Source organism: Caulobacter sp. GW821-FHT10C03, from assembly GCF_059415485.1.
Window position 1 is genome coordinate 41,247 of sequence record NZ_JBWKNI010000004.1, and the last position, 24,534, is coordinate 65,780.

The 24,534-nt window shown below is 68.0% G+C and carries 17 protein-coding genes; 8 read left to right on the forward strand and 9 right to left on the reverse strand.

Features of this window, described 5'->3' with window-relative positions; genetic code table 11:
- Positions 1-133: 133 nt before the first annotated feature.
- Together AC07NG_RS06070 and AC07NG_RS06075 are read left to right on the forward strand one after the other, a co-directional pair.
- On the forward strand, positions 134-2,932 hold the full coding sequence (locus AC07NG_RS06070) for an ATP-binding protein (protein ID WP_494592713.1): 2,799 nt from the start codon (positions 134-136) through the stop codon (positions 2,930-2,932).
- 13 nt (positions 2,933-2,945) lie between these two features.
- On the forward strand, positions 2,946-5,696 hold the full coding sequence (locus AC07NG_RS06075; RefSeq protein WP_494592714.1) for an ATP-binding protein: 2,751 nt from the start codon (positions 2,946-2,948) through the stop codon (positions 5,694-5,696).
- Positions 5,697-5,867: 171 nt separating this feature from the next.
- Here the strand turns inward: AC07NG_RS06075 and AC07NG_RS06080 are convergent, their stop codons facing one another.
- The 6 genes from AC07NG_RS06080 to AC07NG_RS06105 all read right to left on the reverse strand — a co-directional run bounded on the left by AC07NG_RS06080 (position 5,868) and on the right by AC07NG_RS06105 (position 11,791).
- A complete protein-coding gene (locus tag AC07NG_RS06080; protein ID WP_492860802.1) occupies positions 5,868-6,239 on the reverse strand; it encodes an ester cyclase in 372 nt (123 codons plus the stop codon).
- A gap of 279 nt (positions 6,240-6,518) precedes the next feature.
- Positions 6,519-6,944, reverse strand: coding sequence for a cyclophilin-like fold protein (locus AC07NG_RS06085; protein ID WP_492855632.1), 426 nt, complete (start codon positions 6,942-6,944; stop codon positions 6,519-6,521).
- A gap of 32 nt (positions 6,945-6,976) precedes the next feature.
- Complete coding sequence (locus tag AC07NG_RS06090) at positions 6,977-7,945, reverse strand: alpha/beta hydrolase (RefSeq protein ID WP_492860801.1); 969 nt, start codon at positions 7,943-7,945, stop codon at positions 6,977-6,979.
- A 154-nt stretch (positions 7,946-8,099) separates the two neighbouring features.
- The gene (locus tag AC07NG_RS06095; protein ID WP_492855629.1) at positions 8,100-9,311 is read right to left on the reverse strand and encodes an MFS transporter; all 1,212 of its coding nucleotides are present in this window, start codon (positions 9,309-9,311) and stop codon (positions 8,100-8,102) included.
- Between the two features lie 86 nt (positions 9,312-9,397).
- Entirely contained in the window at positions 9,398-10,306 is a 909-nt protein-coding gene (locus AC07NG_RS06100) for a LysR family transcriptional regulator (RefSeq protein WP_492855628.1), read from the reverse strand.
- Positions 10,307-10,492: 186 nt separating this feature from the next.
- The gene (locus AC07NG_RS06105) at positions 10,493-11,791 is read right to left on the reverse strand and encodes an integrase arm-type DNA-binding domain-containing protein (protein ID WP_492855627.1); all 1,299 of its coding nucleotides are present in this window, start codon (positions 11,789-11,791) and stop codon (positions 10,493-10,495) included.
- Between the two features lie 298 nt (positions 11,792-12,089).
- Between AC07NG_RS06105 and AC07NG_RS06110 the strand changes: the two genes are divergently transcribed.
- The gene (locus tag AC07NG_RS06110; protein ID WP_494592715.1) at positions 12,090-12,551 is read left to right on the forward strand and encodes a low molecular weight protein-tyrosine-phosphatase; all 462 of its coding nucleotides are present in this window, start codon (positions 12,090-12,092) and stop codon (positions 12,549-12,551) included.
- Between the two features lie 119 nt (positions 12,552-12,670).
- Here the strand turns inward: AC07NG_RS06110 and AC07NG_RS06115 are convergent, their stop codons facing one another.
- A complete protein-coding gene (locus tag AC07NG_RS06115; RefSeq protein ID WP_110120406.1) occupies positions 12,671-13,318 on the reverse strand; it encodes a TetR/AcrR family transcriptional regulator in 648 nt (215 codons plus the stop codon).
- A gap of 181 nt (positions 13,319-13,499) precedes the next feature.
- Here AC07NG_RS06115 and AC07NG_RS06120 point away from each other — a divergent pair, with 181 nt between their 5' ends.
- The 5 genes from AC07NG_RS06120 (at position 13,500) to AC07NG_RS06140 (ending at position 20,631) form a co-directional block, all read left to right on the forward strand.
- The gene (locus AC07NG_RS06120; protein ID WP_487290672.1) at positions 13,500-13,667 is read left to right on the forward strand and encodes a hypothetical protein; all 168 of its coding nucleotides are present in this window, start codon (positions 13,500-13,502) and stop codon (positions 13,665-13,667) included.
- Between the two features lie 62 nt (positions 13,668-13,729).
- Positions 13,730-14,905 (forward strand): efflux RND transporter periplasmic adaptor subunit, encoded by a 1,176-nt coding sequence (locus AC07NG_RS06125; RefSeq protein ID WP_494592716.1) that lies wholly within the window; start codon positions 13,730-13,732, stop codon positions 14,903-14,905.
- Between the two features lie 179 nt (positions 14,906-15,084).
- A complete protein-coding gene (locus AC07NG_RS06130) occupies positions 15,085-18,267 on the forward strand; it encodes an efflux RND transporter permease subunit (protein WP_487290670.1) in 3,183 nt (1,060 codons plus the stop codon).
- Between the two features lie 154 nt (positions 18,268-18,421).
- Positions 18,422-19,816 carry an efflux transporter outer membrane subunit gene (locus AC07NG_RS06135; protein WP_494592717.1) on the forward strand — a complete coding sequence of 465 codons (1,395 nt, stop codon included), beginning with the start codon at positions 18,422-18,424 and terminating at the stop codon, positions 19,814-19,816.
- A 182-nt stretch (positions 19,817-19,998) separates the two neighbouring features.
- On the forward strand, positions 19,999-20,631 hold the full coding sequence (locus AC07NG_RS06140) for a flavin reductase family protein (RefSeq protein WP_494592718.1): 633 nt from the start codon (positions 19,999-20,001) through the stop codon (positions 20,629-20,631).
- 256 nt (positions 20,632-20,887) lie between these two features.
- Here AC07NG_RS06140 and gyrB read toward each other — a convergent pair whose 3' ends face one another.
- Together gyrB and recF are read right to left on the reverse strand one after the other, a co-directional pair.
- Complete coding sequence (gene gyrB, locus AC07NG_RS06145; RefSeq protein ID WP_494592719.1) at positions 20,888-23,338, reverse strand: DNA topoisomerase (ATP-hydrolyzing) subunit B; 2,451 nt, start codon at positions 23,336-23,338, stop codon at positions 20,888-20,890.
- Positions 23,335-24,513, reverse strand: a complete 1,179-nt coding sequence (recF, locus tag AC07NG_RS06150) for a DNA replication/repair protein RecF (protein WP_494592720.1) — start codon at positions 24,511-24,513, stop codon at positions 23,335-23,337. Before recF ends, gyrB begins: the two co-directional genes overlap by 4 nt.
- Positions 24,514-24,534: the final 21 nt, after the last annotated feature.

A 24,534-nucleotide genomic window follows, 5' to 3' on the forward strand; every position in this document is an offset into this window, starting at 1 on the left:
GCTCGAGCGCAGGCCAGTCAAGACCTGCAAAGAGTTGTTGCGGGCGCTGCGCAACAGGCCCTCATAGCCTCCGCCACCGTTGCGCCAGGGTGCGACACAGGCATAGTTGGCCGACTGTCAAACGGAGCTGGCCATGCTTTCGGAAGGCGGCCAGGAGCACTGCTTTGGCCCTTATCGACTTTCCGTCGCCCAGAAGGCGCTGTTCGAGGGCGGCGGCGCGGTGCGGCTCGGCGGCCGGGCCCTGGACATCCTCACGCACCTGGTGAGCCGCGCCGGCGACGTCGTCAGCAAGGAAGAGCTGATGGCCGCCGCGTGGCCTGGCCATTATGTCGAGGAAGCCACCCTGCGGGCCCATATCGCCACGTTGCGCAAGGCCATCGGCGATGGCCAAGACGGCGCCCGCTACATCGCCAATATCCCAGGTCGGGGCTATTGCTTCGTCGCCCCCGTCGCCGAACGCGCCGCCCCGGTTTCGGACCCGACGCCGGCCCCGATTTCGGCGGGAGGCGCCAGAATTCCACCGGCTCTGCCGCGAATGATCGGCCGGAGCGCGGCCGTCGACGCCCTGGCCAGTCAGTTGCGCGATCGTCGTTTGGTGACGATCTGCGGTCCTGGCGGCATAGGCAAGACGACCGTCGCCGTCGCCGTGGCGCACCAGATCGTGCCGCGCTACGCCGATGGCGTCCATCTCATCGACCTGGCGCCGGTCGCCCACCCCGAAGCGGTGGTCAGCGCGTTCGCCGCCACCCTTGGCCTCAACACCGCGACCGGAGAGTCCAGCGAGGGGCTGGCCCGGGCCTTGGCGGGCAAGCAGATGCTGCTCCTGGTCGATAACTGCGAACACGTGGTGGAGACGGTCGCGGCGATCGTGGAGGAAATTCTGCGTGGCACACCGCACGTCGATGTTCTGGCGACGGGGCGCGAAGCGCTCGGCGCCGACGGCGAAACCGTCCATCACCTGCCGCCCCTTCAGACACCGCCATCGAGCGATTTCATCGGTCCAGACGATGCGCTGCAATTTGCTGCGGTCGAGCTCTTTGTCGAACGGGCCCAGGCCGGCGACGACGCCTTCGTGCTGTCGGCCGCCGAAGCGCCCGTCGTCAGCGTACTGTGTCGCCGGCTGGACGGCATTCCCCTGGCGATCGAGTTGGCCGCCGCGCGGATCGGCCAGCTGGGGGTGACCGGCTTGGCCGCGGAACTGGACCAGCGGCTTTTGACTCTCACTCAGATCAGGCGCTCGGCCCAACCGCGACACCGCACCCTGACGGCGATGCTCGATTGGAGCTACGAACGACTGGACGCGGCCGAACAGGACCTGCTGCGTAGACTCTCGGTCTTCTCAGGAAGGTTCACCGCCCGCGCCGCCGCCATGGTCTGCGGGACCGATCCATTCGACGGCGCGGTCATGGAGACCCTGCAGAGCCTGCGGGCCAAGTCGCTGGTGGCCGCCGAAACGGGCGGCGGGGCGGTGTATCGTCTGCTCGATATGACCCGTGCGTATGCGGCCGCCAAGCTGGAGGCGCAGGGCGAGGGGGACGATGTTCGACGGCGGCATGCCGCGCTCTGCCTGGACATCCTCGGCCGCGCCGAACGCGGTTGGCCTGAGCAGCTGCGCGACGACTGGATGGCCGAGTACGCGCCCTGGATCGACGATATCCGCGCCGGCATCGACTGGGCTTTCTCGGCCGGCGGCGACGCGGTCACGGGGATCGAACTCACCGCCGCCTCCGTGCCTCTGGCCTGCCAGCTATCCCTGATGCGCGAGTTTCGCGGGCGGGTGAACCGAGCGATCGTCGAACTTGAGCGCCTGCCGTTTCCCCTTCCCATTGCCGAGGTCCAGCTCAACACGTTCCTGGGCACGGTGTCCTTCCATGAGTCTGGTTCGGGCTCGATGATCACCTCGGCCTACGCCAAGACCGTGAGCCTTTCGGAGACCCTGAACGATCCCAACCACGACAAATCGGCCACGCTCGATCTCTTCCAATGGGCTTTCAGCCTGGGCGACTACCCAGCGGCGCTGAAGGCGGCCGAACATCTGGGCATGCTCGGTCGCGCCAGCTCAGATCCCATGCTGCAGCTGACCTCCGACCGGCAGATCGCCCAGGCCAGCCACTTCCTCGGGGACCACACGCGAGGTCGGACCTACGCCGAGCGCGTCCTCAACCATCCGACCCAGGGCATCCGCCTTCCGGTCGGCAGTCCGATGCAGTTGAACCGCAAGGTGTCCATGCGGATCATCCTGTCGCGGATCCTCTGGATCGAGGGGTTAGCGGATCAGGCCATGGCGATGGCGCTCGAGGCTATCGAACTCTCCGCGTCCGATCTTTCCCTGGCGCTGTCGCAAACCCTGGCGCTTGCGGCGTGCCCGATCGCCATCTGGCGCGGCGACATGGAGCTGGCCCTGCAACTGACCGAACGCCTTCGCCATCACGCGCGCGCTTCGGGGACGGAGTATTGGGCTAGCTGGGCCGAAGCCATTCTCCACACTCTCAAGGCCGATCCGCAGGACAGCCGGCTGCACGTCAACAGCCACCTGCTGGGCGCAAAGCAGCTCGACGGCTTGGGCGCTCTGGACTGGCGATATGCGAGCGCCGAATCGTTGGAACGGGTTGAGCGCGGTGTTGTGGGATGGTGCGCTCCGGAAATCCTACGCGCCGAAGGGCAGATCGCCCTAGTCAGCGGCGGCAGCGACGCCCGCCGTATCGCCGAAGGCTATTTCGAGCGTGCTCTGGACCTAGCCACCCGGCAGGGCGCGCTATCTTGGCGTCTTCGCGCGGCGACGAGCCTGGCGCGCCTCTGGGCGCAGGACGGTCGTGGCAAGGAGGGACTGCAGATGCTGGCCCCGATCTGCGATCAGTTCACCGAAGGGTTCTCGACCGCCGACATCCTGGCCGCCAAGTCGTTGCTCGAGACGCTCCGTGTGGCGGCATGAGGCGGACAGGTCGATGATGACGACAAGACCCGGCGCCGCGGTTGAGGATGCGCTCAATTTTGGCCCGTTCAGCCTTCGGCGCTCCGCCAAGACCCTGCGCGAAGGGGACAATCCGGTTCACCTCGGCGAGGCGATCTTCGCCATCCTTGCGGCGCTGGTCGAGCGCGCGGGCGAGCAGGTCACGCCGGATGAGTTGATCGTCTACTCTGGTCGCGCCGGCGATGGCGGCGCGGAAATGATCGAGGCCTATGTCCGGATCCTGTGCCGGCGCCTGGGTCTCGATCCCAGCGGGCGCGCCTACATCACCCGACGCTCGACGGGCTACTGCTTTGGCGCGTTAGTGAGCCGACAGAGCGTGCCGTCGACCCCGTCGCTGCGGGTGGTGAAGACCAGGAACAACCTGCCAGGACCCGGTGACCGTCTGGTGGGGCGCGACGAAGACATCCGCAACATCGCCGAACTGCTGGATCAGGCGCGCTTCGTGACCGTGGTCGGGGCGCCCGGCGTGGGAAAGAGCGCCGTCGCCGTCGCGGCCGCAGAAAGTACCAGCGCGCGCTTCGTCGACGGGGCGTGCTTCGTCGACCTCGGAGTCGTCAAATCACCGGACGGACTGGCGAACGCGGTGGCTATGGCCCTGGGTGTCGGCAGTCTCTCGGAGGACCCGTCCCCCAGCATCTTGGCCCATCTGCGCGACAAGCAGTTTCTTCTCGTGCTCGACGACTGCGCGGGAATCGCCGAGGCGGCGCCGTCATTCGCCGACCGCTTGCTGGAGGCTTGTCCTGGCGTGCGTTGCCTCACAAGCGCGCCGCGACCTTTGGGGGCCCCCGACGAGCGCGTCTATCGCCTCCAGGGTCTTTCCGTCGAGACGGGCGACGCATCGCCCGCCGCAGCGCTCATGAAACAGCGACGGATCGAACGCCTGATGGCGCCCGATCTGTCGGACATGGACTTCTATCCCTACGGCCGTCTGGTCGAGGCCTTGGCCGGCGCGCCGCTCGCCATAGAGCTTGTCGCCGCCGCATCGCCCGAGCACGTCGATGCGCTGGCTTCCCGCATTCCAGCCTACGGCAAGGACGGGCTGGGCCTCGATGTCGTCCTTGGATGGGCATTGTCGGCGCTTGATGAATCCGAAGCCGCCTTTCTGCGCCAACTCGCCAGCTTCAACGGTTTCATCAGCCTCGCAGCCGCCCAGTCCATGGCTCAGATTTGCGGGGTCTCGGACCTGGGCGCCGTCATGGGACGGCTGGCGGGGATGCACCTGGTCACCCGCGATATCGTCGACGGCGTCCTGCTCTATCGACTTCACGCCGCTGTGCGGGACTTCGCCCTTTCCGGTCTCCAGAGCGAAAATGACTACGCGCTTGTCCGTCGTCGCCATGCCGAGGTCTGCCACGAAATCCTCAAACGCGCCGAAGGTGATTGGGATGAGCTTGGTCAGCGTCAGTGGGTGGAGCGCTACGGCTATGTCATCCACGATCTAAGGTCAGCCATCGACTGGTGCATGGGCATTGGTGACCGCCCGCTCGGGGTGGCGTTGACGGCCGCGGCCGTTCCCTTGGCGGTGCAGCTGTCTCTGACCGCGGAGTTCCGCGGGCGCGTGAAGCTGGCGCTAGACGTCAGCGATGGCTGGCGGCGTAGCCCGATCCTGCAGATGCGCCTCAACACCGCCTATGCAAACCTCGCCCAGCTGACCTGGGGCACCGGAGCCGAAGCGACGGCCGCCTTCTCCAAGGCTCACGAATTGGCCGAGCGGGTCGGCATCGCCAGCGAGCAGGCGTCGACCCTTCTGGGGGTCTGGTCCTGCGCCTTCGGCAAGGCCGACTACCCGGCCGCCGCCGAGTTCAGCAACCGTCTGAGCATGGTGGCCAAGGTCTCGTCCGAACCCTTCATCACCCTGCTGGGCGATAGGACCTCGGCCCAGGCCCAGCACTTTCTCGGGCGTCACGATCGGGCGCGGATCCTGGCCGAGCGGGTCATCAACTATCCGCAGCGCTCCATTCCCCTGTCGATGTCGATGCCGGGCGTGAGCCGGCAAGTCTCGATGCGCATCATCATGGCCCGGATCCTGTGGATCCAGGGGCATCCGGACCAGGCCGAGGAGATGGTCGAGGCGGCGATCAGCCATGCCGCCGCCGACCTGGGCATCGCCATGTGCCATGCACTGGCCTTGGCCGCCGCGCCGGTCGCCCTGTGGCGGGGGGACGAGGCCCGAGCCCAGACCCACATCGACCGCCTCCTGGACTTGTCCAGCGCGGGTCAGGCCAACTATTGGCGCAGCTGGGCCCAGCGCTTCGAGGAAGTGCTGCGTTGGCGCCAGACCGGCGTCGCTGTGGCGCCGCCCCAAGACGCCAAGCAGGCGGACGCCATGGCGACCTTCGCCGCGGTGTTCATTACGCCGGGTGTCCTGGCTCGCGTTGAGGCGGGTCTGGTGGGCTGGTGCGCGCCGGAGGTTTTCCGAGCCGAAGGCGAGCGCCTCCTGGGTCAGGGCGACCATGATGGCGCCGAAACAAGCTTCAAGCGTGCGCTCAACCTGAGCCGTCGTCATCGCGCGACCGGTTGGGAGTTGCGCGCCGCCAACAGCCTGGCGCGGCTCTGGAACAGTCAGGGCCTGGCCGATGAGGCCGAGGCGCTTCTGGCCCCGATCGTCGAAGGGTTCAGCGAAGGGCACGCCACGGCCGATCTGCGAGCGGCGCACGAGGTTCTCGCCAAACTCAATCGCGGCGGTGTGCGAAACCACAAGGATGGCCGCCCTCCTCGGGGTTGAGGCGGTGTGAGGAGGGCGGCGGGTCCTGGGTTTTGGGGGAGGAGGACCCGTCCTTGAGGACGTCTCCACAGTCTCATTTCAGCGGCGATGGCGCTTGGACGCTCAGCGTCGATTTGACAGGTTCGGCGGTGCTTTAGTGAGGCAGAGGGTGGGGCTCCGCATCCTGATCGTCTATGCGACCGGCTCGATCCGCCAATGTTCGCAGAGCTTACCGGCGCTAACGCGATAGGCCTGCAGGGCTTCAAACGCGATCCTGGTTCCAGTGGGCGGCAAGTCGCCCAGAGGATTAAGGTGGGTTCCCGTGATCTGAGCCAGAACCATAACCCGACTACCTTCAGCCATCATGTCCAACGGGCGCCAGATCATGTCCGGAAAGGCCGAGCGAAGGCCGCCCAGATAGCGTTGGAGTTCGCAGACGTCGAATTGGCCGTCGTTTGGTGATCGACAAGATGTATCGACCAGCTCGACCAGAGCGTCGAGCGCCCCTTGGTTGACGAGATCGTAGTAGCGGGAAATGACGCTCTTGTTGACTTCGATCGACATTTGCAAATCCTTGCATAGCGCGATCTCAGAGTGGGCGAAGCCGGCTGGGCGGCCTTGAATATTACCCTCCGCGTTGGAGCCCATCAGCGGTACTTGCCGCGCCGGAACATCAAGCAGCGCCCGCGATCTTCAAGACGCCAACAAGCCGGGGACTTTGGGCATGATGCTGAGCTAGTGGAATGGGCGCCGACAGCACCGGACCAATTACGGGGTCAGCGGTTCGATATGGCAGCTCCCCACCACTGGCTGCAAAACAAGCAAGCCAGAGCCTGGACCCGTTCACTCTTGGGGACCGCGCTCGGCACGGTACACCTGGATCTTCAGCGGTCCTGGTCGATCGAAGATCGAAACATCGCCGGCCACCTTGCCAAGGACGACGATGCCGGGCTGGGGCACGCGGCCCCGGCGGTAGTAAATCACTAAGTCGTCCGAGCCCCACAAGCCGAGCGTGCCGGGCTCGAAATCCAACTTACGTGGGGCCTGCGGCAGCGGTGCAGGCAAAGTCCCCGTCTTCTCCTGCCTCAGGTGGTCGCGCATCTCGATCGTCATCGGCAACCGCCGCGCGAAAGCGCGCGCGGCGGCGTTGTCGGTCAGGGTGGCGGTGACCTCGCCCCACGGCGACAAGATCTGGATGCGCTCTTGCGCCATGGCGTGTCCCATTGAGACGAGGGCGAGGCTGGCGGCGGCCAGGACGGTGCGACGCATGGCGGGTCTCCCTGGATTGAGGACCGGTCGCCCTAGGCGGCCAGGTGTTGCCGGAAGAAGCGGGTCAGCTTGGCGAACGGGATCATGTCCACGCGGTCGTAGAGGTCGACGTGACCCGCGCCCGCCACCCAGACAAGCTCCTTCGGCTCGGCGGCGCGACGGTACGCTTCGGCGCTGAACTCCTTGGAGTGGGCCTGGTCGCCGCTGATGAACAGCAAGGGGCGCGGCGAGATCGTTTCAAGGTCGTTGAACGGATAGAAGTTCATGAACTTGATGTTGCTCGTCACCGTCGGCTTGGTGGTGCGCTCGCGCGACGCGCCGGGCGGCGTCACCTCGCCGCGCGGGGTGCGGTAGAAGTCGTAGAACTCACGCTGGATGGGATCGGTGTCGGCCGTCAGCTGCAGGGTCGTGCCGCCGGCGACCTCGACCGTCCCGCCTTCGAACTCAGCCCAGCGCTTCTGGGCCGCCGCGGCGATCATCTGCTTGCGCTGCTCGATCGAAACGGTGTGGTTCAGCCCATCGCGATTGGCCGCGCCCATGTCGTACATGCTGACGGTGGCGACCGCCTTCAGGCGTGGGTCGATCTTGGCCGCGCTGAGGATGAAGCTGCCACTGCCGCACACGCCGATGCCGCCAATGCGCTCGCGGTCGATGAAGGGCCGCGTGCCCAGGAAATCCACCGCGGCGCTGAACGCCTCGGCATAGAGGTCCGGCGCGACCGCGTTGCGCGGCTCCCCCTGGCTCCCGCCCCAGAACGGCAGGTCGATGGCCAGGGTCACGAAGCCCTGCTCGGCCATCTTGGTGGCGTAGAGCGTCGCGCTCTGCTCCTTCACCGCGCCCATCGGATGGCCGACGACCAGCGCCGGGGCCTTGGCGCCCGGGGCGAGGCCCTTGGGCGTGATGAGGTTGCCTGCGACTGTCGTCTGGTACTGAGTCTTGAAGGTGACCGGTTGGAGGGTCACGCGATCGCTCTTGTAGAAGTTGTCTGCGCCGTGGGTCATGTCCTGAGCCTTTGCGGATGCGGGGATAAGCGAGGCGGCGGCGAGGGCGGCGACGCTCGCGCCGACCCCCTGGAGGAGAAGTCGACGGTCCAGCGCCGATGGGCGCGCGAGGGCCGGAAGATTGTCTGGGCTTTGCATGAAAATCTCCGTGGGGTCAGAGTCTGGCGAGACGGCGCGGGACGCTGAGGGCGGCGAACCCCGCCGAGGCGCAGAGCAGAAGGGCGCTGATGAGGAAGGTCGCGCGGTGGCCGCCGGCGTCGAACAGCAGTCCGCCGCATGCCGCGCCGGCCGTGATCGCCAGCTGGATCACCGCGACCATGAGGCCGCCGCCCGCGTCGGCGTCGTCGGGAAGGGTTCGCGCCAGCCAGGTCCACCAGGCCACGGGCAGGGCCGTGCCCACGAAGCCCCACCCGATCAGCATGGCCATCGTCGGCAAGGCGCTTGGGCCGACGACGATCAGGCCAAGGGAGATCACGGCCATCAGCAGCGGCGCGACGAGGAGCACCGCTCTCAGGCTCGCGGCCACGAGGCGCCCGATCACGGCCGTGCCGGCCAGCCCGGCCAGGCCCATCAGCAACAAGGCCAGCGAGAGCGGCGAGGCGCCAAGCCGGGTGACGCCTTCGAGGAAAGGGCGCAGATAGGTGAAGAGCGCGAACTGGCCCGCGAACAGCAGGCCCATCGCCACCATCCCCGCCTTGGCATAAGGCCGGCGCAGGACGCCGACGACGCTCGGCGTCGCGCCGAATGATGACGGCATCTTCGGCAGGGCGAGCCATTGCCAGGCAAAGGTCACAGCCGCGAGCGGCACGACCAGGAAGAAGGCGCCGCGCCAGCCGATGAACTGCCCGAGGAATGCGCCCAGCGGCGCGGCGACCAGGGTGGCCACGGCGTTGCCGCCGTTGACCAGGGCCAGGGCGCGAGGGACCTCGTCGTGCCGGACCAGGCGCATGACGGTCGCCGCCGACAGCGACCAGAAGCCGCCGATGACGACGCCGACCAGGGCGCGGCCGACCATGAAGAGCGGCGCGTTGGGCGCCAAGGCCACCAGAAGTCCCGAAATCACCATGACGCCAGTCAGCCCGAGCAGCACGAGCCGTCGGTCCAGCCGCGCGACCCGGCCGATCGACAGACTTGTGAGCACGGCGAACAGGCCAGATACGGCGATGGCCTGGCCAGCCATGCCCTCAGTCAGCCGCAGGTCCGCGGCGATTGGGGTCAGCAGGCTGACCGGCATGAACTCCGAGGCGATCAAGGTGGCCACGCACAGCGTAAGCGCCAGGACCGCGCTCCAGCGGCTGCGGTCGGCCGGCACGGTGTCAGAGCGGGTTGAGACGGTGTCGAGGTTCAGGCTGGCGGCGGTTTCCATGGCCAGCAAGATAGGGGCTGGGGGGAGGCGCAATAGCCGCCACCCGTTTATCGCGGCGTTGAGCCCCGCTCATCATCGCCAGCCAGTCAGAGGCCGAGCGGGCGCTCCTCTCGGATAAGGTCGATCAGCAGGCGCAGCCCGGTCGGCAGCTGCCGGCGGCCTGGGTAGTAGATGTAGAAGCCGGGTCCGTTCGAAGCCCAGTCGCCGAGCACCGTCCGCAACGTTCCCCGAGCGACCTCCGCGGCGACGCACGGCTCGGGCAGATAGGCCAGCGCCGCCCCGCCCTTGACCAGATCGATGGCGAAGGCGGTGTCGTCGATCGTGACCTGGCCAGGAACGTCCACCGCCAGCGCCTCATCGCCGCGCTCGAACTCCCAGTGGTAGATGCTGTCGTCGCCCAGCCGGATGCGCAGGCAACGATGCCGCGTTAGGTCCGAGGGATGCTGGGGCGCGTCGAACCGAGCCAGGTAACCGGGCGAGCCAACCACCACCCAGCGGATGTCGGCCGACAGGCGCTGGGCGACCATGTCCTCCGGCACGGTGCCGCCGTAGCGGATGCCAGCGTCGGCGCCGGCCGCGACCACATCCACCAAGTGGTTGGCGATCACGACGTCGATGGCGATGTCCGGATAGCGCTCGACAAAAAGCGGCAACACCGGGGCCAGCAGCAGCGTGCCGGCGTGTTCGAGAACGTTGAGCCGGATCCGCCCTGCTGGTTCGGCGCGAAACCGGTTGAGCGTATCCGCCGCCGTCTCGATCGCCTCGAAGGGGCCCAGGATCGACGCCTGCAGGTGCTCGCCCGCCGCGGTCAAGGTGACGCTACGGTTGGTGCGGTTGAGCAGGCGAACCCCGAGCCGGGCTTCGAGACCCTTTAGCGAGTGGCTGAGCGCCGAGGCGCTGACGCCCAGCTCCAGCCCCGCCCGGCGGAAGTTGCGGTGCCGAGCCAATGCCAGGAAGTAGCTGAAGTCTGCAAGATCGGTTCGGCTGAGCGGCATGCCGTAGACTGGCCCGTTATGGCGGCCCGTGGCAATGTTGATGAAGTATCTTCAACAGTCTGAGCCGATACCAACGGCCTTTGCCTTGGACACCCATATGGGCGCGAGGCCTCGCCTACTCTAATCGCGGACGTTCAGCGGAGCGAGCGGCCCCCGTCCATTGAGACTCTCCACCGTTGCCCGGGCCTAGGCCGCTATTCGCATCCCCGCGGTGACCGAACCTGTGCGTTCCCAAACCACTGACTGCTTGGCGAAGCCCGCGATCCAGAGCTGGATATCCGGACCGGACTTGGCTGCGCTCTGGCACACGACCTGGGAAATTCGCTCCTGCTGTTTGCGCAGGTGGCCCGAGAGCAGCCGGTCGCGAGTGATGTAGCCCGTGTTCACGCCGGGCAGGGAGTGGTTCATCAGCAGGTGGGCGTCTAGCTCGGAAACCTCGGCGATCTGCGCGACCGTCCGGAAGGTCTGGCGCAGGTCATTGCCCCACTTGGACAGAACGATCCGCTTTTCTTTGTGCTCAACGATGTGGCCGCTCGCGCTGTCCGCCGGGAAGAGCCAGAACTCGGCCTGCTCGGGATGCAGCATTCGGCCCCAACGCATCGCCCGGATCACGCACCGCATCATCGCTCGCGACAAGGGGATATCGAAGGCCTTCTTCGCGCCTCCCTTCGGGCGCGGCACATGCAGGATCCTCTTGCGGAGATCGATGTGCTCAATCCGGACCTTTTTGAGCGCGGTTGGGCGCGAGCCGGAAAGCAGGACGAGCAGATGATACTCGCGGCGTATGGGGCTCTCCAGGGCGTGCGCCTGGCGCAGCCAGCCCACCAAGTCCTGGTCCCCCATGCCGGTGTCGCGACGGACCTCGACGTTCCAGTCGATCGCTTTGACAGGGTTCACGCCGGGCAACGCGGGGTTGGTCTTGAGGGCGTGATTGTAGATCGCTCGCAAGCTGCGCATGGCGCCGTTGGCGATGTAGGGTCCGTTCAGCTCGCTGATCCGCTCGTGGCGCTCGACGACCATCGACGGCGTTTCGCCCAGGCGAGCGAGCGGTCGGTCAAGCCAATCCGCCATCAGTCGCTCGATATGGTCGCGGTAGTTGGCGATCGTTCCGGGATCGCGTCCCTTACGGAGCAAATGGCGATCAAGATAGTTCTGCCAAGCCGTCCGTAAGGTGACCGGTCCGCTCTTGGACTTCGCTTCCCCGCCAGGTTTTTCGCCCCGCGCGATCTGGCCGAGAAAGTCTTTGGCCTTGTTGCGAGCGTCGCGGCTAGAGAGCTCGCCGAACTCGCCCAGCTTGGCCTGAGCACGAAACTCGCGAACGCCGTGCTTCCAGTGCTCGCCCTCCGCCATGAAGGTTTTTCGGCGCTTGCCGACCTTGAGCAGGAAGCCGGACAGCTCCGTGTCGCGGACGAGATACTGCCCTGTCTCGGCGTAGGGGAGTCGGGCGATCGCCTTGTCTGTGAGAAGAAGCTGTTCGGACGCCATGTTCAGACCCAGAATTTTAGTCGGGGTTTAGTCGGGGGAAGTGCTCCGTGTGAGTTTCTCGAGGTCCATGTACGCTAATGTACGCTAGATCGCGAAAATCATCATAATTACAATGACATACAACGCTTGCGGAGGCAAGTAATGTGGCTCTAGAGGGCGCTGGAGAAGGCCCTACTACATTCTACGAATCTGAGGGTCGGACGTTCGAATCGTTCCGGGCGCGCCATTTTCTTCTCCTAGAAGATCTCCTGAAAAATCAGAGTTGTCGGCGCGGCGGGTTTTGGCCTAGCGGTTCGGCATGACCATTTCCGTGCTGTTCGTCTGCCTGGGCAACATCTGTCGCTCGCCGCTAGCCGAGGCCGCGTTTCGGCTGGAGGCGCAGCGTCTGGGGCTGGACGTCGTCGTGGATTCCGCGGGGACCGGTGGCTGGCATGCGGGCGATCCGCCGGATCGGCGGGCCCAGGCGACGGCGCGGCGGCATGGGGTGGAGATCGGCCACTATGCGGCGCGGCAGGTGACGGCGGCCGACTTCGAGCGCTTCGACCACGTGGTGGCGCTGGACCTGGACAATCTGCGGAACCTGAAACGCCTGGCGCCGGCCGGAAGCCGGGCGCGGCTGAGCCTGCTGCTGGATCACGTCGAGGGGCGGGCCGGCGAGGCCGTGGCCGATCCGTACTATGGCGATGAGGCGGGGTTCGAGGTGACCTGGGCGGATGCGGTCGCCGGTGCGCGGGGGCTGGCGGCGAAGATCGCGGGCTGACCCCCTCAGTCGCTTCGCGACAGCTCCCCCAGAGGGGGAGCATCTTCTTGGCTCGGCGCTCTTAGATCCTCCCCCTTTGGGGGAGGTGGCCCGGAGGGCCGGAGGGGGCCCAGCAGCCCCTACCGATCCCCCAGGTGCACCCGGATCAAACTCCGCGCGGCGCGGGCGACCGAGCGGGCGGGGCCGTCGGCGCCGAGGGTGACGCGGGCGGTGTAGGAGCCCTCCATCAGCAGCATCAGCGAGTCGGCCAGCTCGTGGTCGGCCGCGCCGGCGCGGCTGCACAGGTCGATCAGCCGGCCGTGCAGCGAGCGCTTGTAGTTCACCGACACCTGCTGGGCGGGGTGATTTTCCTCGTGCAGCTCGATGGCGGCGTTCGACAGCGGGCAGCCGTGGATGTTGGTGTCGCAGGCCTTGGTCTCGAAGGCGTCGAAGATCGCCTCGAGCTGGCCGCGCGGATCGCTGCAGCACATGGCCGTGACGCCGTCCCACCAGGCCCAGTATTCGCGCTCCTGCTCGCGCAGGACCTCGGCGACCAGCTCGTCCTTCGAGGGGAAGTTCCGGTACAGCGTCATCTTGGTGGCCTCGGCCTCGGCCGCGATGGCCTCGACGCCGACGGCCCGGATGCCGTGCTGGTAGAAGAGCTCGCGGGCCGTCTCGAAGATCCGGTCGCGGGCGGGCCTCTTGGACGCCGGCGGGCCGTCCGGCGCGCACGCCGTCCCGGCTCCCAGCTCCCCCGAGCCGACCTCCCCAGATTTTCTCGCAGCCATTTTCGCAGCACCTCGCCTTGACGTGAGAGTTACCGGTCAGTATCTCTCCGGATGTCAGTGATACCGAACGGTATCGTCACATTCTAGATCGTTATCCGCCATCGCCAAGTCAAGCAACCAGCCTCAAGCAACCGACCCTGCGACATTTCCTCCCTCTTAGCCCCTGAACGGAGCGCAAGCCATGCCGAACGCGAGCGACCTCACAGCCGCCCCCGAAGCCCCGGCCGCTCCCGTGATGGGTTGGCTGACCACCGCCGCCGAACACGGCCGCACCCTCAAGCGCTGGATCGGCCGGACGGCCTCCCAGCCCAAGCCCAGCCGCCGGGCTCGCCGTCCGGCCTGGGAATAGCGTCCCAGCGTAACCCCTCCCCGTCCGCTCCTCCCCGAGCGTCTCTTTCGACAGGTTCCCCGATGCGCCACGCCATCAACACCTTCGCCGGCCTCGCCGCCATGGCGGTCCTGGCCGCCTGCAGCGCCAAGGCCCAGCCCGAGCAAGGCCCCGCCCCCGCTGTCCCGGTCACCGTCGCCGACGTGGCCTTCAAGTCGCTGCGCCAGTGGGACGACTTCACCGGCCGCCTCGAGGCGGTCGACACCGTCGACATCCGCCCCCGGGTCGGCGGCTATGTGAACACCGTCCGCTTCACCGAAGGCGCCTATGTCCGCAAGGGCCAGGTGCTGTTCGAGATCGACCCGCGCCCGTTCCAGGCCGACGCCGCCCGCGCCTCGGCCGAGGTGGCGCGCGCCAAGGCCGGCCTCGATCTCGCCGTCGTCAACCGCGAGCGCGGCCAGCGGCTGATCGACCAGAACGCCCTGGCCCGCAGCGAATTCGACCGGCTGTCGTCGGAAGAAAAGGCCGCCCAGGCCAATCTCGCCGCCGCCCAGGCCGCCTTGCAGACCTCGCGCCTGAACCTGGAATGGACCCGCGTGACCTCGCCGATCGACGGCCGGGTCTCCAAGGCCCTGATCACCCGCGGCAACCTGGTCACCCAGGCCGACATGCTGACCACGGTGGTCTCCGACACCCCGATCTACGCGGCCTTCAGCGCCGACGAGCAGACCTTCCTGAAATACGCCGCCGCCGAGCGCGGCAAGGAAAGCCCGGTCTATATGGGCCTGATGACCGAGGACGGTTATCCGCACGTCGGCAAGCTGGCCTTCATCGACAACGCCCTGGACGCCAAGAGCGGCACGATCAGCGGCCGGGCGATCTTCGCCAACGCCGACGGCCGGTTCACGCCGGGCCTGTTCGCCCGCATCCGCCTGGTCAGCGCCGCCGCCCAGACGGTGGCCCTGGCCCCGGACCGGGCGATCGCGACGGATCTCGGCAAGCGCTACGTCATCGTGGTCGGGGCCGACAACAAGGCCCAGTACCGCCCGGTCGAGGTCGGCCCGCTGGCCGGCAACCTGCGGGTCATCCGCCAGGGCCTCAAGCCCGGCGACCGGGTGATCGTCGGCGGCCTGCAGAAGGTCAAGCCCGGCGACGCCGTCGCCCCGGTGGCGGTGAAGACCGAAGCCGCCGATCTGGGCCAGCTGGAAGCCGGCCCCCGCAAGGTGGCCGCGGTCGCGACCGCCACGAGCCAGAACTAAAGCCCTCTCCCTTCCCCCTCGATGGGGGAAGGGCCGGGGATGGGGGGGTGACAGCAGCGCTGGCCGACAGACGCCGGCGCCTCTCACCGCCCTCAGCAGACACCCCCACCCCTGCCCCTCCCCCATCCGCCGACGGGAGGGGTCTCCAAACTCGTCCCTCCCCTCTCCGGACGCCCGCCATGAACTTCGCAAAATTCTTCGTCGGCAGGCCGCGGTTCGCCGCCGTCCTGTCCATCGTCATCTTCATCGCGGGGCTCGTGGCCCTGCCCAACCTGCCGATCAGCGAGTACCCCGAAGTGGTGCCGCCGACCGTGGTCGTGCGCGCGGCCTATCCCGGCGCCAACCCGTCGGTGATCGGCGAGACGGTCGCCGCGCCGCTGGAGCAGGCCATCAACGGCGTCGAGGGGATGATCTACCAGTCGTCCCAATCGGCCTCGGACGGGGCCATGATCCTGACCGTGACCTTCGCGCTCGGCACCGACCTGGATAAGGCCCAGGTGCAGGTGCAGAACCGCGTCGCCCAGGCCCTGCCGAAACTGCCCCAGGAGGTGCAGCGCATCGGCGTGACCACCAACAAGGCCTCGCCCGACCTGACCCTGGTCGTGCACATGATCTCGCCTAACAACCGCTACGACATGCTCTATCTCAGCAACTACGCGCAGCTGAACGTGCGCGACCGGCTGAAGCGCATCGACGGCGTGGGCGACGTGCAGATCTTCGGCGCCGGCGCCTACTCCATGCGGGTGTGGCTGGATCCGGAGAAGGTTGCCGCCCTGGGCATGACCGCCGGCGACGTCGTGCGGGCCCTGCGCGAGCAGAACGTCCAGGTGGCCGCCGGCCAGCTGGGCGCGCCGCCCTCGCCCAATTCGGGCGCCGAGTTCCAGCTGTCGATCAACGCCCCCGGGCGCCTGACCGACGAGGAGCAGTTCCGCGACGTGATCATCCGCGCCGGCGCCGACGGCCAGATCACCCGCCTGGGCGACGTGGCCCGGGTGGAGCTGGGCGCCAACAACTACGCCCTGCGCAGCTTGCTCGACAACAAGTCGGCCGTGGCCGTGCCGATCTTCCAGCGCCCCGGCTCCAACGCCCTGCAGATGGCGGCCGACGTCAAGAAGACCATGCAGGAGCTGAAGAAGGATTTCCCTGAAGGCGTCGACTACGAGATCATCTACGACACCACCGCCTTCGTGCAGGAAAGCATCGACTCGGTGGTCCACACCCTGATCGAGGCCATCATCCTGGTGGTCATCGTGGTGGTGATCTTCCTGCAAGGCTGGCGGGCCTCGGTGATCCCGCTGCTGGCCGTGCCCGTGTCGCTGATCGGCACCTTCGCCATCATGCTGCTGCTGGGCTTTGGGCTGAACGCGCTGACCCTGTTCGGCCTGGTGCTGGCCATCGGCATCGTCGTCGACGACGCCATCGTCGTGGTCGAGAACGTCGAGCGGCACATCACCAACGGCCTCTCCCCGCCCGAGGCCACCCGCAAGGCGATGAGCGAGGTCACCGGCCCGATCATCGCCGTGGCCCTGGTGCTCTGCGCCGTCTTCATCCCGACGGCCTTCATCACCGGCCTGTCGGGCCAGTTCTACCGCCAGTTCGCCCTGACCATCGCCATCTCGACGATCATCTCGGCGATCAACTCCCTGACCCTGTCGCCGGCCCTGGCCGCCGTGCTCCTGAAGTCACACGACGCGCCCAAGGACCGCTTCCAGAAGCTGATCGACCGCGCTTTGGGCTGGCTGTTCACGCCGTTCAACAAGGTCTTCCACCGCGCCTCGAACGGCTACGTCCGCGGCGTCAAGGCGACCCTGGGCCGCTCGACCGCCTCGCTGTTCGTCTATGGCGGCCTCCTGCTGCTGACGGGCCTGGCCTTCGCCCGCACCCCGTCCGGCTTCGTGCCGCAGCAGGACAAGGCCTATGTGGTCGCCGTCGTGCAGCTGCCCGACGCCGCCTCGCTGGACCGCACCGAGGCCGTGATCAAGCAGATGGGCGACATCGCCATGAAGACCCCGGGCATCGAGCACTCGGTGGCCTTCCCCGGCCTGTCGGCCAACGGCTTCATCAACAGCCCCAACGCCGGCGCGGTGTTCTTCCCGCTCAGCGACTTCAAGGACCGCCGCGGCAAGGAGCTCTCGGCCAACGCCATCGTCGGCCAGCTGAACCAGAAGTTCGCCGCCATCCCCGACGCCCAGATCGCGGTCTTCCCGCCGCCGTCCGTGCAGGGGCTGGGCACCATCGGCGGCTTCCGGATGCAGATCGTCGACAAGGCGGGTCTGGGTTCTGACGAGCTCTACAAGGCCACCCAGAACATCATCGCCAAGGCGCAGAAGGATCCGGCCCTGGCCGGCGTCTTCTCCAGCTACCAGGTGAGCGTGCCCAAGATCCAGGCCGACATCGACCGGGAGAAGGCCCGCGCCCAGGGCGTGTCGCTGACCGACCTCTTCGAGACCCTGCAGGTCTATCTGGGCTCGCTGTACGTCAATGACTTCAACCGCTTCGGGCGGACCTACGAGGTCAACGTCCAGGCCGACCAGAGCTTCCGCCTGCAACCCGAGCAGATGCTGCGCCTGCAGACCCGCAACGGCGCGGGCCAGATGATCCCGCTGGGCTCGTTCATCAGCTTCAAGGAGGCCACCGGTCCCGACCGCGAGATGCACTACAACGGCATGCTGACCGCCGAGATCAACGGCGGCCCCGCGCCGGGCTTCTCGACCGGCCAGGCCCAGAAGGCCCTTGAGGAACTGGCCAAGCAGGAACTGCCGGCCGGCATGGGCTTCGAATGGACCGAGCTGACCTACCAGCAGATCCTGGCCGGCAACACGGCGATCTACATCTTCCCGCTGTGCGTGCTCCTGGCCTTCCTGGTTCTGGTCGCGCAGTACGAAAGCTGGAGCCTGCCGCTGGTGGTGATCCTGATCGTCCCCATGACCCTGCTGTCGGCCCTGGCCGGCGTGCTGGTCACCGGCGGCGACAACAACATCTTCACCCAGATCGGCCTGATCGTGCTGGTGGGGCTGGCGTGCAAGAACGCCATCCTGATCGTCGAGTTCGCCCGCGAACGCGAGATCGAGGGCGACACGCCGCTGAAAGCGGTGCTGGAAGCCTGCCGCCTGCGCCTGCGTCCCATCCTGATGACCTCGATCGCCTTCATCATGGGCGTCTGGCCGCTGGTGGTGTCGCACGGGGCCGGGGCCGAGATGCGCCGGGCCATGGGCGTGGCGGTGTTCTCCGGCATGCTGGGCGTCACCGTCTTCGGCCTGATCCTGACGCCGGTCTTCTACTACGTGATCCGCCGTCTCAGCGGCTCGCGCTCGCTGGTGAAGAGCCAGCCCGCGCCGGCCGTGGAAGCGGAGGCCCACTGACCAACCTTCCCCTCCCCCTTCCCCTCCCCCGCGATGGGGGAGGGGCCAGGGGCGGGGGTGAACGCGGCGTCGGCCGGCGCCCCTTCCCCAACCGCCCAGACACCCCCATCCCCGACCCTTCCCCCAAGGGGGAAGGGAGACTCCCGAGGCTCCCATGACCCTCTTCCGTACAGCCCTCATCGCCGGCGCCTCGCTGCTGGCCACGGCCTGCGCCGTCGGCCCCAACTACAAGGCCCCCGTCGTCGCTCCCATCGCCCTGCAGAACGCCGCGCCCGCGGTCGCCTCCACCGCCGCCCCCGAGGCCCAGTGGTGGAAGGCGTTCGGCGACCCGACGCTCGACGCCCTGGTGACCCAGGCGCTCTCCACCAATCTCGACCTCGAGATCGCCGTGGCCCGGGTGAACGAAGCCCGCGCCCTCTTCAAGGACGCCCGCCTCGACGCCGCCCCGCGCGTCACCGCCACCGGAACCTACGCCGCCGCCGACCAGCAGCAGCCCACCTCGAACGGCCAGCGCGTCTATGGCGACACCTATCAGGCCGGCTTCGACGCCGCCTGGGAGCTCGATCTCTTCGGCCGCGTGCGCCGGGGCGTGCAGGCCGCCAGCGCCGAGGCCGGCGCGGCCCAGGCCGACCTGCGCGACGCCCAGGTCACCGTCGCCGCCGAAGTGGCCCGCAATTATCTGGAACTGCGCGGCGCCCAGGCCCGGCTGGCGGTCGCCCGCCGCAACCTTGAGACCCAGCGCGAGACCCTGCGCCTGACCCGCGTGCGGTTCGAGGCCGGGGCCGGCTCGCCCATCGACGTCGCCAGCGCCGAGGCCAGGCTCAAGGCCACCGAAAGCGCCATCCCTGAACTGGTCACCGCCGAGACCCGCGCCAACTACCGCCTGGCCGTCCTGACCGGCCAGCGGCCCGGCGCCCTCGACGTCCAGCTGAAGCCCCGCGCCCAGGATCCGGCGCCGCTGGTCACGGCCCTGCCGATCGGCGACGCCTCGACCTTCCTGCGCCGCCGGCCCGACGTGCAGGCGGCCGAGCGGCGGCTGGCGGCCCAGACCGCCAAGGTCGGGGTGGCCACGGCCGACCTCTTCCCGCGCGTCCGCGTCACCGGCTTCGTCGGCTTCCTCACCGGCACCGCCTCCGGCTTCGGCAACAGCGCCAGCCAGGCCTGGTCGGTGGCCCCGTCGGTCAGCTGGCCCGCCCTCGACCTCGGCGGCGCCCATGCGCGGCTGAAGGCGGCGGAGGCCCGCAACGACGCGGCCCTGGCGGCCTACGACAAGGCGGTGCTGACGGCCATCGAGGACCTGGAGACGGCGCTGGTTTCCTACCGCCAGCGCCAGGCGCGCCTGGCCAGCCTCGCCGACCAGGCCGCCGCCTCCCGCCGCGCCGCCGAGCTGGCGCGGATCCAGTACAAGGAGGGCGGCATCGACTTCCTGGTGCTGCTCGATGCGGAGCGTACGCTGCTGGGAGCGGAGGATGCTCTGACCGTGGCCGAGACGGGCGTGAACACCGACGTGGTGGCGATCTACAAGGCGCTGGGCGGGGGGTGGTCCTGAATCCTTCTCCCCTTGCGGGAGAAGGTGGCGGCCGAAGGCCGACGGATGAGGGGTCGCGCGGACAGTTCTGAGAGACCCCTCACCCGACCTCCCTCCGGGAGGCCACCCTCTCCCGCAAGGGGAGAGGGTTCAAAAAGGCCTCCCCCGTCCCTACCTGCACAGCTCCACCCAGGAGCCCTCGCATGGCCGCCGCCGACGCCCACCAGTACCAGCCCCGCGACGGCCACGGCCTGGCCCATGATCCGTTCAATTCCATCGTCGGCCCGCGCCCGATCGGCTGGATCTCGACCGTCGACACGGAGGGCCGCCGCAACCTGGCGCCCTACAGCTTCTTCAACGCCTTCAACTACACCCCGCCGATCGTCGGCTTCGCCAGCACCGGCTGGAAGGACACCGTGGCCAACATCCAGGCCACCGGCGTGTTCTGCTGGAACCTGGCCACCCGCGACCTGGCGGCGGCGATGAACATCACCTCCGCCCCCGCCGCCCCCGGCCAGGACGAGTTCGAACTGGCCGGCCTGACGCCGGTTGAAAGCAGCCTGGTCGCCGCGCCGCGCGTGCTGGAAAGCCCGGTGAACTTCGAGTGCCGCCTGACCCAGTCGTTCAAGCTGACCAATGCGAACGGCGACGAGGTCGAGACCTGGATGACCTTCGGCGAGGTCGTCGCCGTCCACATCGACCGCCGCCTGATCCGCGCGGATGGCGTCTATGACGCGCCCGCCGGCGAGCCGATCCTGCGCTGGGGCGGCCGCGGCGACTACGTCGCCGTCGAGCCCTCGGCGCTGTTCGAGATGATCCGCCCGACCAAGGCGTGACTCTAAACCACCTCTCCCAGAGGGAGAGGGAGGGGCCCATGCGCAGCATGGGAGGGTGAGGGGTTAGGGACCTTTCCGGACAGGGCGAGGACGAAGGGGATAGGACGTTCGACGTCTTACCCCCTCACCCTCCCACGCCTTCGGCGCGGGCCCCTCCCTCTCCCCATGGGAGAGGTAAATTCAAAGTCGCCCCAAACAAAAACCCTCCCGAACCGGCTGGCTCGGGAGGGTTTTCAAGGTCGCCGTAGCGAAGGCCTTAGACGTCGACTTCGGCGTCCAGGGCGTTTTCCTGGATGAACTCGCGGCGCGGTTCGACCAGGTCGCCCATCAGGCGGCTGAACATGTCGTCGGCGTCGTCGGCGTGGTTGACCTTGACCTGCAGCAGGGTGCGGGCGTCGACGTCGAGGGTCGTCTCCCACAGCTGGTCGGGGTTCATCTCGCCCAGACCCTTGTAGCGCTGGATGGTCAGGCCCTTGCGGCCGGCGTCGAGCACCGCCTGCACCAGGTCGAGCGGGCCACGGATCGTGGTCGACTTGTCCTTGCGGCGGAAGGTGGCGACGCCCGAGAACACCTCGGCCAGCTTGACCGCGCGTTCGGCCAGGCGGCGGGCGTCGGCGGCGTGCAGCAGCACGTCGTCGAGCACGACGCGCTCCGACACGCCGCGGCGCACGCGGCTGAAGACGAAGCCGGTGTCGCCGCGCTCGCCCGACCAGGGACCATCGCCCTCCTCGTTGTAGAGGTTCAGGCGGGCGGCGGCCTTGGCCGCGTCCGGGGTCTCGCCCAGCAGGCCAGCCAGGGCCGCCTGCTCGATGGCCGAGGCCGGGGCGCGGGTCGCCAGGCGGTCGATATTGCCCTTGGCCGAGCGGGCCAGCTGCACCAGGGCCAGCAGGTCCTGGCCGATCAGGCGCTCGCCCGAGACGAGGTCGAGTTCGGCCCCGTCAACGCCCTCGTCCACCAGGAAGGCGTCCATTTCGGCGTCGTCCTTGAGGTAGCGCGAGGACTTGCCCTTGGCGGCTTTGTAGAGCGGCGGCTGGGCGATGTAGATGTAGCCGCGCTCGATCAGCTGCGGCATCTGCCGGTAGAAGAAGGTCAGCAGCAGGGTGCGGATGTGGGCGCCGTCGACGTCGGCGTCGGTCATCAGCACGATCTTGTGGTAGCGCACCTTGTCCGGGTTGAAGTCGTCGCGGCCGATGCCGGCGCCCAGCGCCGTGATCAGCGTGCCGATCTGGTCGGACGACAGCATCTTGTCGAAGCGGGCGCGCTCGACGTTCAGGATCTTGCCGCGCAGCGGCAGGACGGCCTGGTTGTCGCGGTTGCGGGCCTGCTTGGCCGAGCCGCCGGCCGAGTCGCCCTCGACGATGAAGATTTCGGACTTGGCCGGGTCGCGCTCGGAGCAGTCGGCCAGCTTGCCGGGCAGCGAGGTGATGTCGAGCGCGCTCTTGCGGCGGGTCAGTTCGCGCGCCTTGCGGGCGGCTTCACGGGCCGCGGCCGCCTCGGCGATCTTGCTGACGATGGCCTTGGCTTCGTTCGGATGCTCCTCGAACCAGGTCGAGAGGCCTTCCTGCACCAGGTTTTCGACGGCCGGGCGCACTTCCGACGAGACCAGCTTGTCCTTGGTCTGCGAGCTGAACTTCGGGTCGGGAACCTTGACCGACAGCACGCAGGTCAGGCCTTCGCGGCTGTCTTCGCCGCCCAGGTTGACCTTCTCCTTCTTCAGGATGCCGGAGCTTTCGGCGTAGTTCGAAATCACCCGGGTCAGGGCGCCGCGGAAGGCCGAAAGGTGCGTGCCGCCATCCCGCTGGGGGATGTTGTTGGTGAAGCACAGCATGTGCTCGTGGTAGCTGTCGTTCCACCACATGGCGAGGTCGACCTCGACCTTGTCCTTGCGGCCCTTGACGATGATCGGGGCCTTGAGCAGCGGGGTCTTGGCCTTGTCGAGGTGGCGCACGAAGGCCTCGATGCCGCCCTCGTAGAACAGCTTCTCGACCCACGGCTCGGCGTCGCGGTTGTCCTTGAACCAGATGGTGACGCCCGAGTTCAGGAACGCCAGCTCGCGCAGGCGGTGCTCCAGGGTCTTCCGGTCGAAATCGATGAAGGCGAAGGTGTCCTTCGAGGGGAAGAAGGTCACTTCGGTGCCGGTCAGCACCTCGCCGGCCTTGGGGCCTTCGTCGCGCACCGGCGACACGCCGGTTTCCTTCAGCGAGGTCACCGCGTCGCCGCGCTCGAAGCGCATCTGGTGGATCTTGCCGTTGCGGTGGACCAGCAGTTCCAGCCAGTCCGACAGGGCGTTAACGACCGAGACGCCCACGCCGTGCAGGCCGCCCGAGACCTTGTAGCTGTTCTGGTCGAACTTACCGCCGGCGTGCAGCTGGGTCATGATGACCTCGGCCGCCGAGACGCCTTCGCCCTCGTGGATGTCGACGGGGATGCCGCGGCCGTCGTCGGTGACCGTCACCGAACCGTCGGCGTTGAGGATCACCTGGACCTTGGTGGCGTGGCCGGCCAGGGCTTCGTCGATGGCGTTGTCGACCACCTCGTAGACCATGTGGTGCAGGCCCGAACCGTCGTCGGTGTCGCCGATGTACATGCCAGGGCGCTTGCGCACCGCGTCCAGGCCCTTGAGGACCTTGATCGAGTCCGCGCCGTATTCGCCGGCGACGGCTTCTTCGGGAACTTCGGGGACTTGGCCTTCGGTATTCTCGGTCATTCGTCTTCCAGAGCCGTAGACTCAATGGGGGTCAGACCGGCCTCGCTGACGCGAACGCCCAGAGCCCGACCCTTGAGATGGTCGAACAGCGACTCGTCCGTGCCGGTGAGGAAGGCCTGGAGCTTGAGCGCCGTGAGTTCGTCGGCCAGAGCGGCTCGCCGGGTGAGGTCGAGATGCGCGGCGACTTCGTCGAGCAACACTATAGGATTCGGCGCGGATTCCGCACGCGAAAGTCTCGCCGCCTGGGCCAAAACCAGGTTCAAAATCAGCGCTTTTTGCTCTCCGGTCGAGCATTCCGAGGCCGGACGGTCCTTGTCGACGTGGAACACCGCCAGATCGCCCCGATGTGGACCGGTCAGCGCCCTGCCCGCGGCCCCGTCACGGGGTCGCGCGGCGGCCAAAGCCTGGGCCAGCTGAAGCTCGATCTCGGCCGCGTCGGCGCCGTCCAGGGCCATCTGCTCCCAGGCCCCGGTCAGGGCCAGGCGGGCCTGCGGGAAGGGCCGGTCGCCGCGGCTGTCGATCTCGGCCTGCAGGGCGGCGAGGGTCCGCGCCCGCGCCTGGACCATCAGCGCCCCGGCCCCGGCCAGCCTCGCCTCCAGCACCGTCAGCCAGGCCGGATCGGCGCTCGCCCCGCCGTCGGCGGCGTCGGTCAGCAGGCGCATGCGCTCGCGCTGGGCCTTGTCATAGGCGTTGGCGTGGCTGGCGTGGGCGGGTTCGGCGGCGAACACCAGCCGGTCGAAGAACTTGCGGCGGTCGGAGGCGGCTTCGAGGAAGAGGCGGTCCTGAGCGGGCGTCAGCCACATGGGGCGCACGTGGTCGGCCAGGCGGCCCGGCGGCACGGTCTCGCCCTCGATGCGGACGATGCGGCGCGCGGCGCCGGCAGCTTCCGTCCCCGTGCCGACCTTCAGGATCTCGCCGTCGGCCTCTTCGATCTCGGCCGCCACGGCCCAGGCCCGGCCCACGGCCTCGCCCGGCTGCCGGCGCCCGACCTCGGCCAGGCTCGACCCGCGCAGGCCCTTGCCGGGCGACAGCAGGCTGACGGCCTCCAGCAGGTTGGTCTTGCCCGCGCCGTTGGGCCCGAACAGGTAGACGCTGCGCCCGCCGGTCGAGAGATCGGCGCGCTCGTAGGATCGGAAGTCGGTGAGCCGCAGGCGGGCGATGGTGGCGGACGCCATGGGCGTCTCTTAAGGCAGGTC

Excerpts from the sequence above, each read along its gene's own strand:
- AC07NG_RS06095 (WP_492855629.1), bottom strand. The coding sequence starts at position 9,311 with ATGGAAACCGCCGCCAGCCTGAACCTCGACACCGTCTCAACCCGCTCT.
- AC07NG_RS06135 (WP_494592717.1), top strand. The coding sequence starts at position 18,422 with ATGACCCTCTTCCGTACAGCCCTCATCGCCGGCGCCTCGCTGCTGGCC.
- AC07NG_RS06120 (WP_487290672.1), top strand. The coding sequence starts at position 13,500 with ATGCCGAACGCGAGCGACCTCACAGCCGCCCCCGAAGCCCCGGCCGCT.
- gyrB (WP_494592719.1), bottom strand. The coding sequence starts at position 23,338 with ATGACCGAGAATACCGAAGGCCAAGTCCCCGAAGTTCCCGAAGAAGCC.
- AC07NG_RS06100 (WP_492855628.1), bottom strand. The coding sequence starts at position 10,306 with ATGCCGCTCAGCCGAACCGATCTTGCAGACTTCAGCTACTTCCTGGCA.
- AC07NG_RS06085 (WP_492855632.1), bottom strand. The coding sequence starts at position 6,944 with ATGCGTCGCACCGTCCTGGCCGCCGCCAGCCTCGCCCTCGTCTCAATG.
- AC07NG_RS06130 (WP_487290670.1), top strand. The coding sequence starts at position 15,085 with ATGAACTTCGCAAAATTCTTCGTCGGCAGGCCGCGGTTCGCCGCCGTC.
- AC07NG_RS06070 (WP_494592713.1), top strand. The coding sequence starts at position 134 with ATGCTTTCGGAAGGCGGCCAGGAGCACTGCTTTGGCCCTTATCGACTT.
- recF (WP_494592720.1), bottom strand. The coding sequence starts at position 24,513 with ATGGCGTCCGCCACCATCGCCCGCCTGCGGCTCACCGACTTCCGATCC.
- AC07NG_RS06105 (WP_492855627.1), bottom strand. The coding sequence starts at position 11,791 with ATGGCGTCCGAACAGCTTCTTCTCACAGACAAGGCGATCGCCCGACTC.
- AC07NG_RS06090 (WP_492860801.1), bottom strand. The coding sequence starts at position 7,945 with ATGACCCACGGCGCAGACAACTTCTACAAGAGCGATCGCGTGACCCTC.
- AC07NG_RS06125 (WP_494592716.1), top strand. The coding sequence starts at position 13,730 with ATGCGCCACGCCATCAACACCTTCGCCGGCCTCGCCGCCATGGCGGTC.
- AC07NG_RS06140 (WP_494592718.1), top strand. The coding sequence starts at position 19,999 with ATGGCCGCCGCCGACGCCCACCAGTACCAGCCCCGCGACGGCCACGGC.
- AC07NG_RS06075 (WP_494592714.1), top strand. The coding sequence starts at position 2,946 with ATGATGACGACAAGACCCGGCGCCGCGGTTGAGGATGCGCTCAATTTT.
- AC07NG_RS06110 (WP_494592715.1), top strand. The coding sequence starts at position 12,090 with ATGACCATTTCCGTGCTGTTCGTCTGCCTGGGCAACATCTGTCGCTCG.
- AC07NG_RS06080 (WP_492860802.1), bottom strand. The coding sequence starts at position 6,239 with ATGTCGATCGAAGTCAACAAGAGCGTCATTTCCCGCTACTACGATCTC.
- AC07NG_RS06115 (WP_110120406.1), bottom strand. The coding sequence starts at position 13,318 with ATGGCTGCGAGAAAATCTGGGGAGGTCGGCTCGGGGGAGCTGGGAGCC.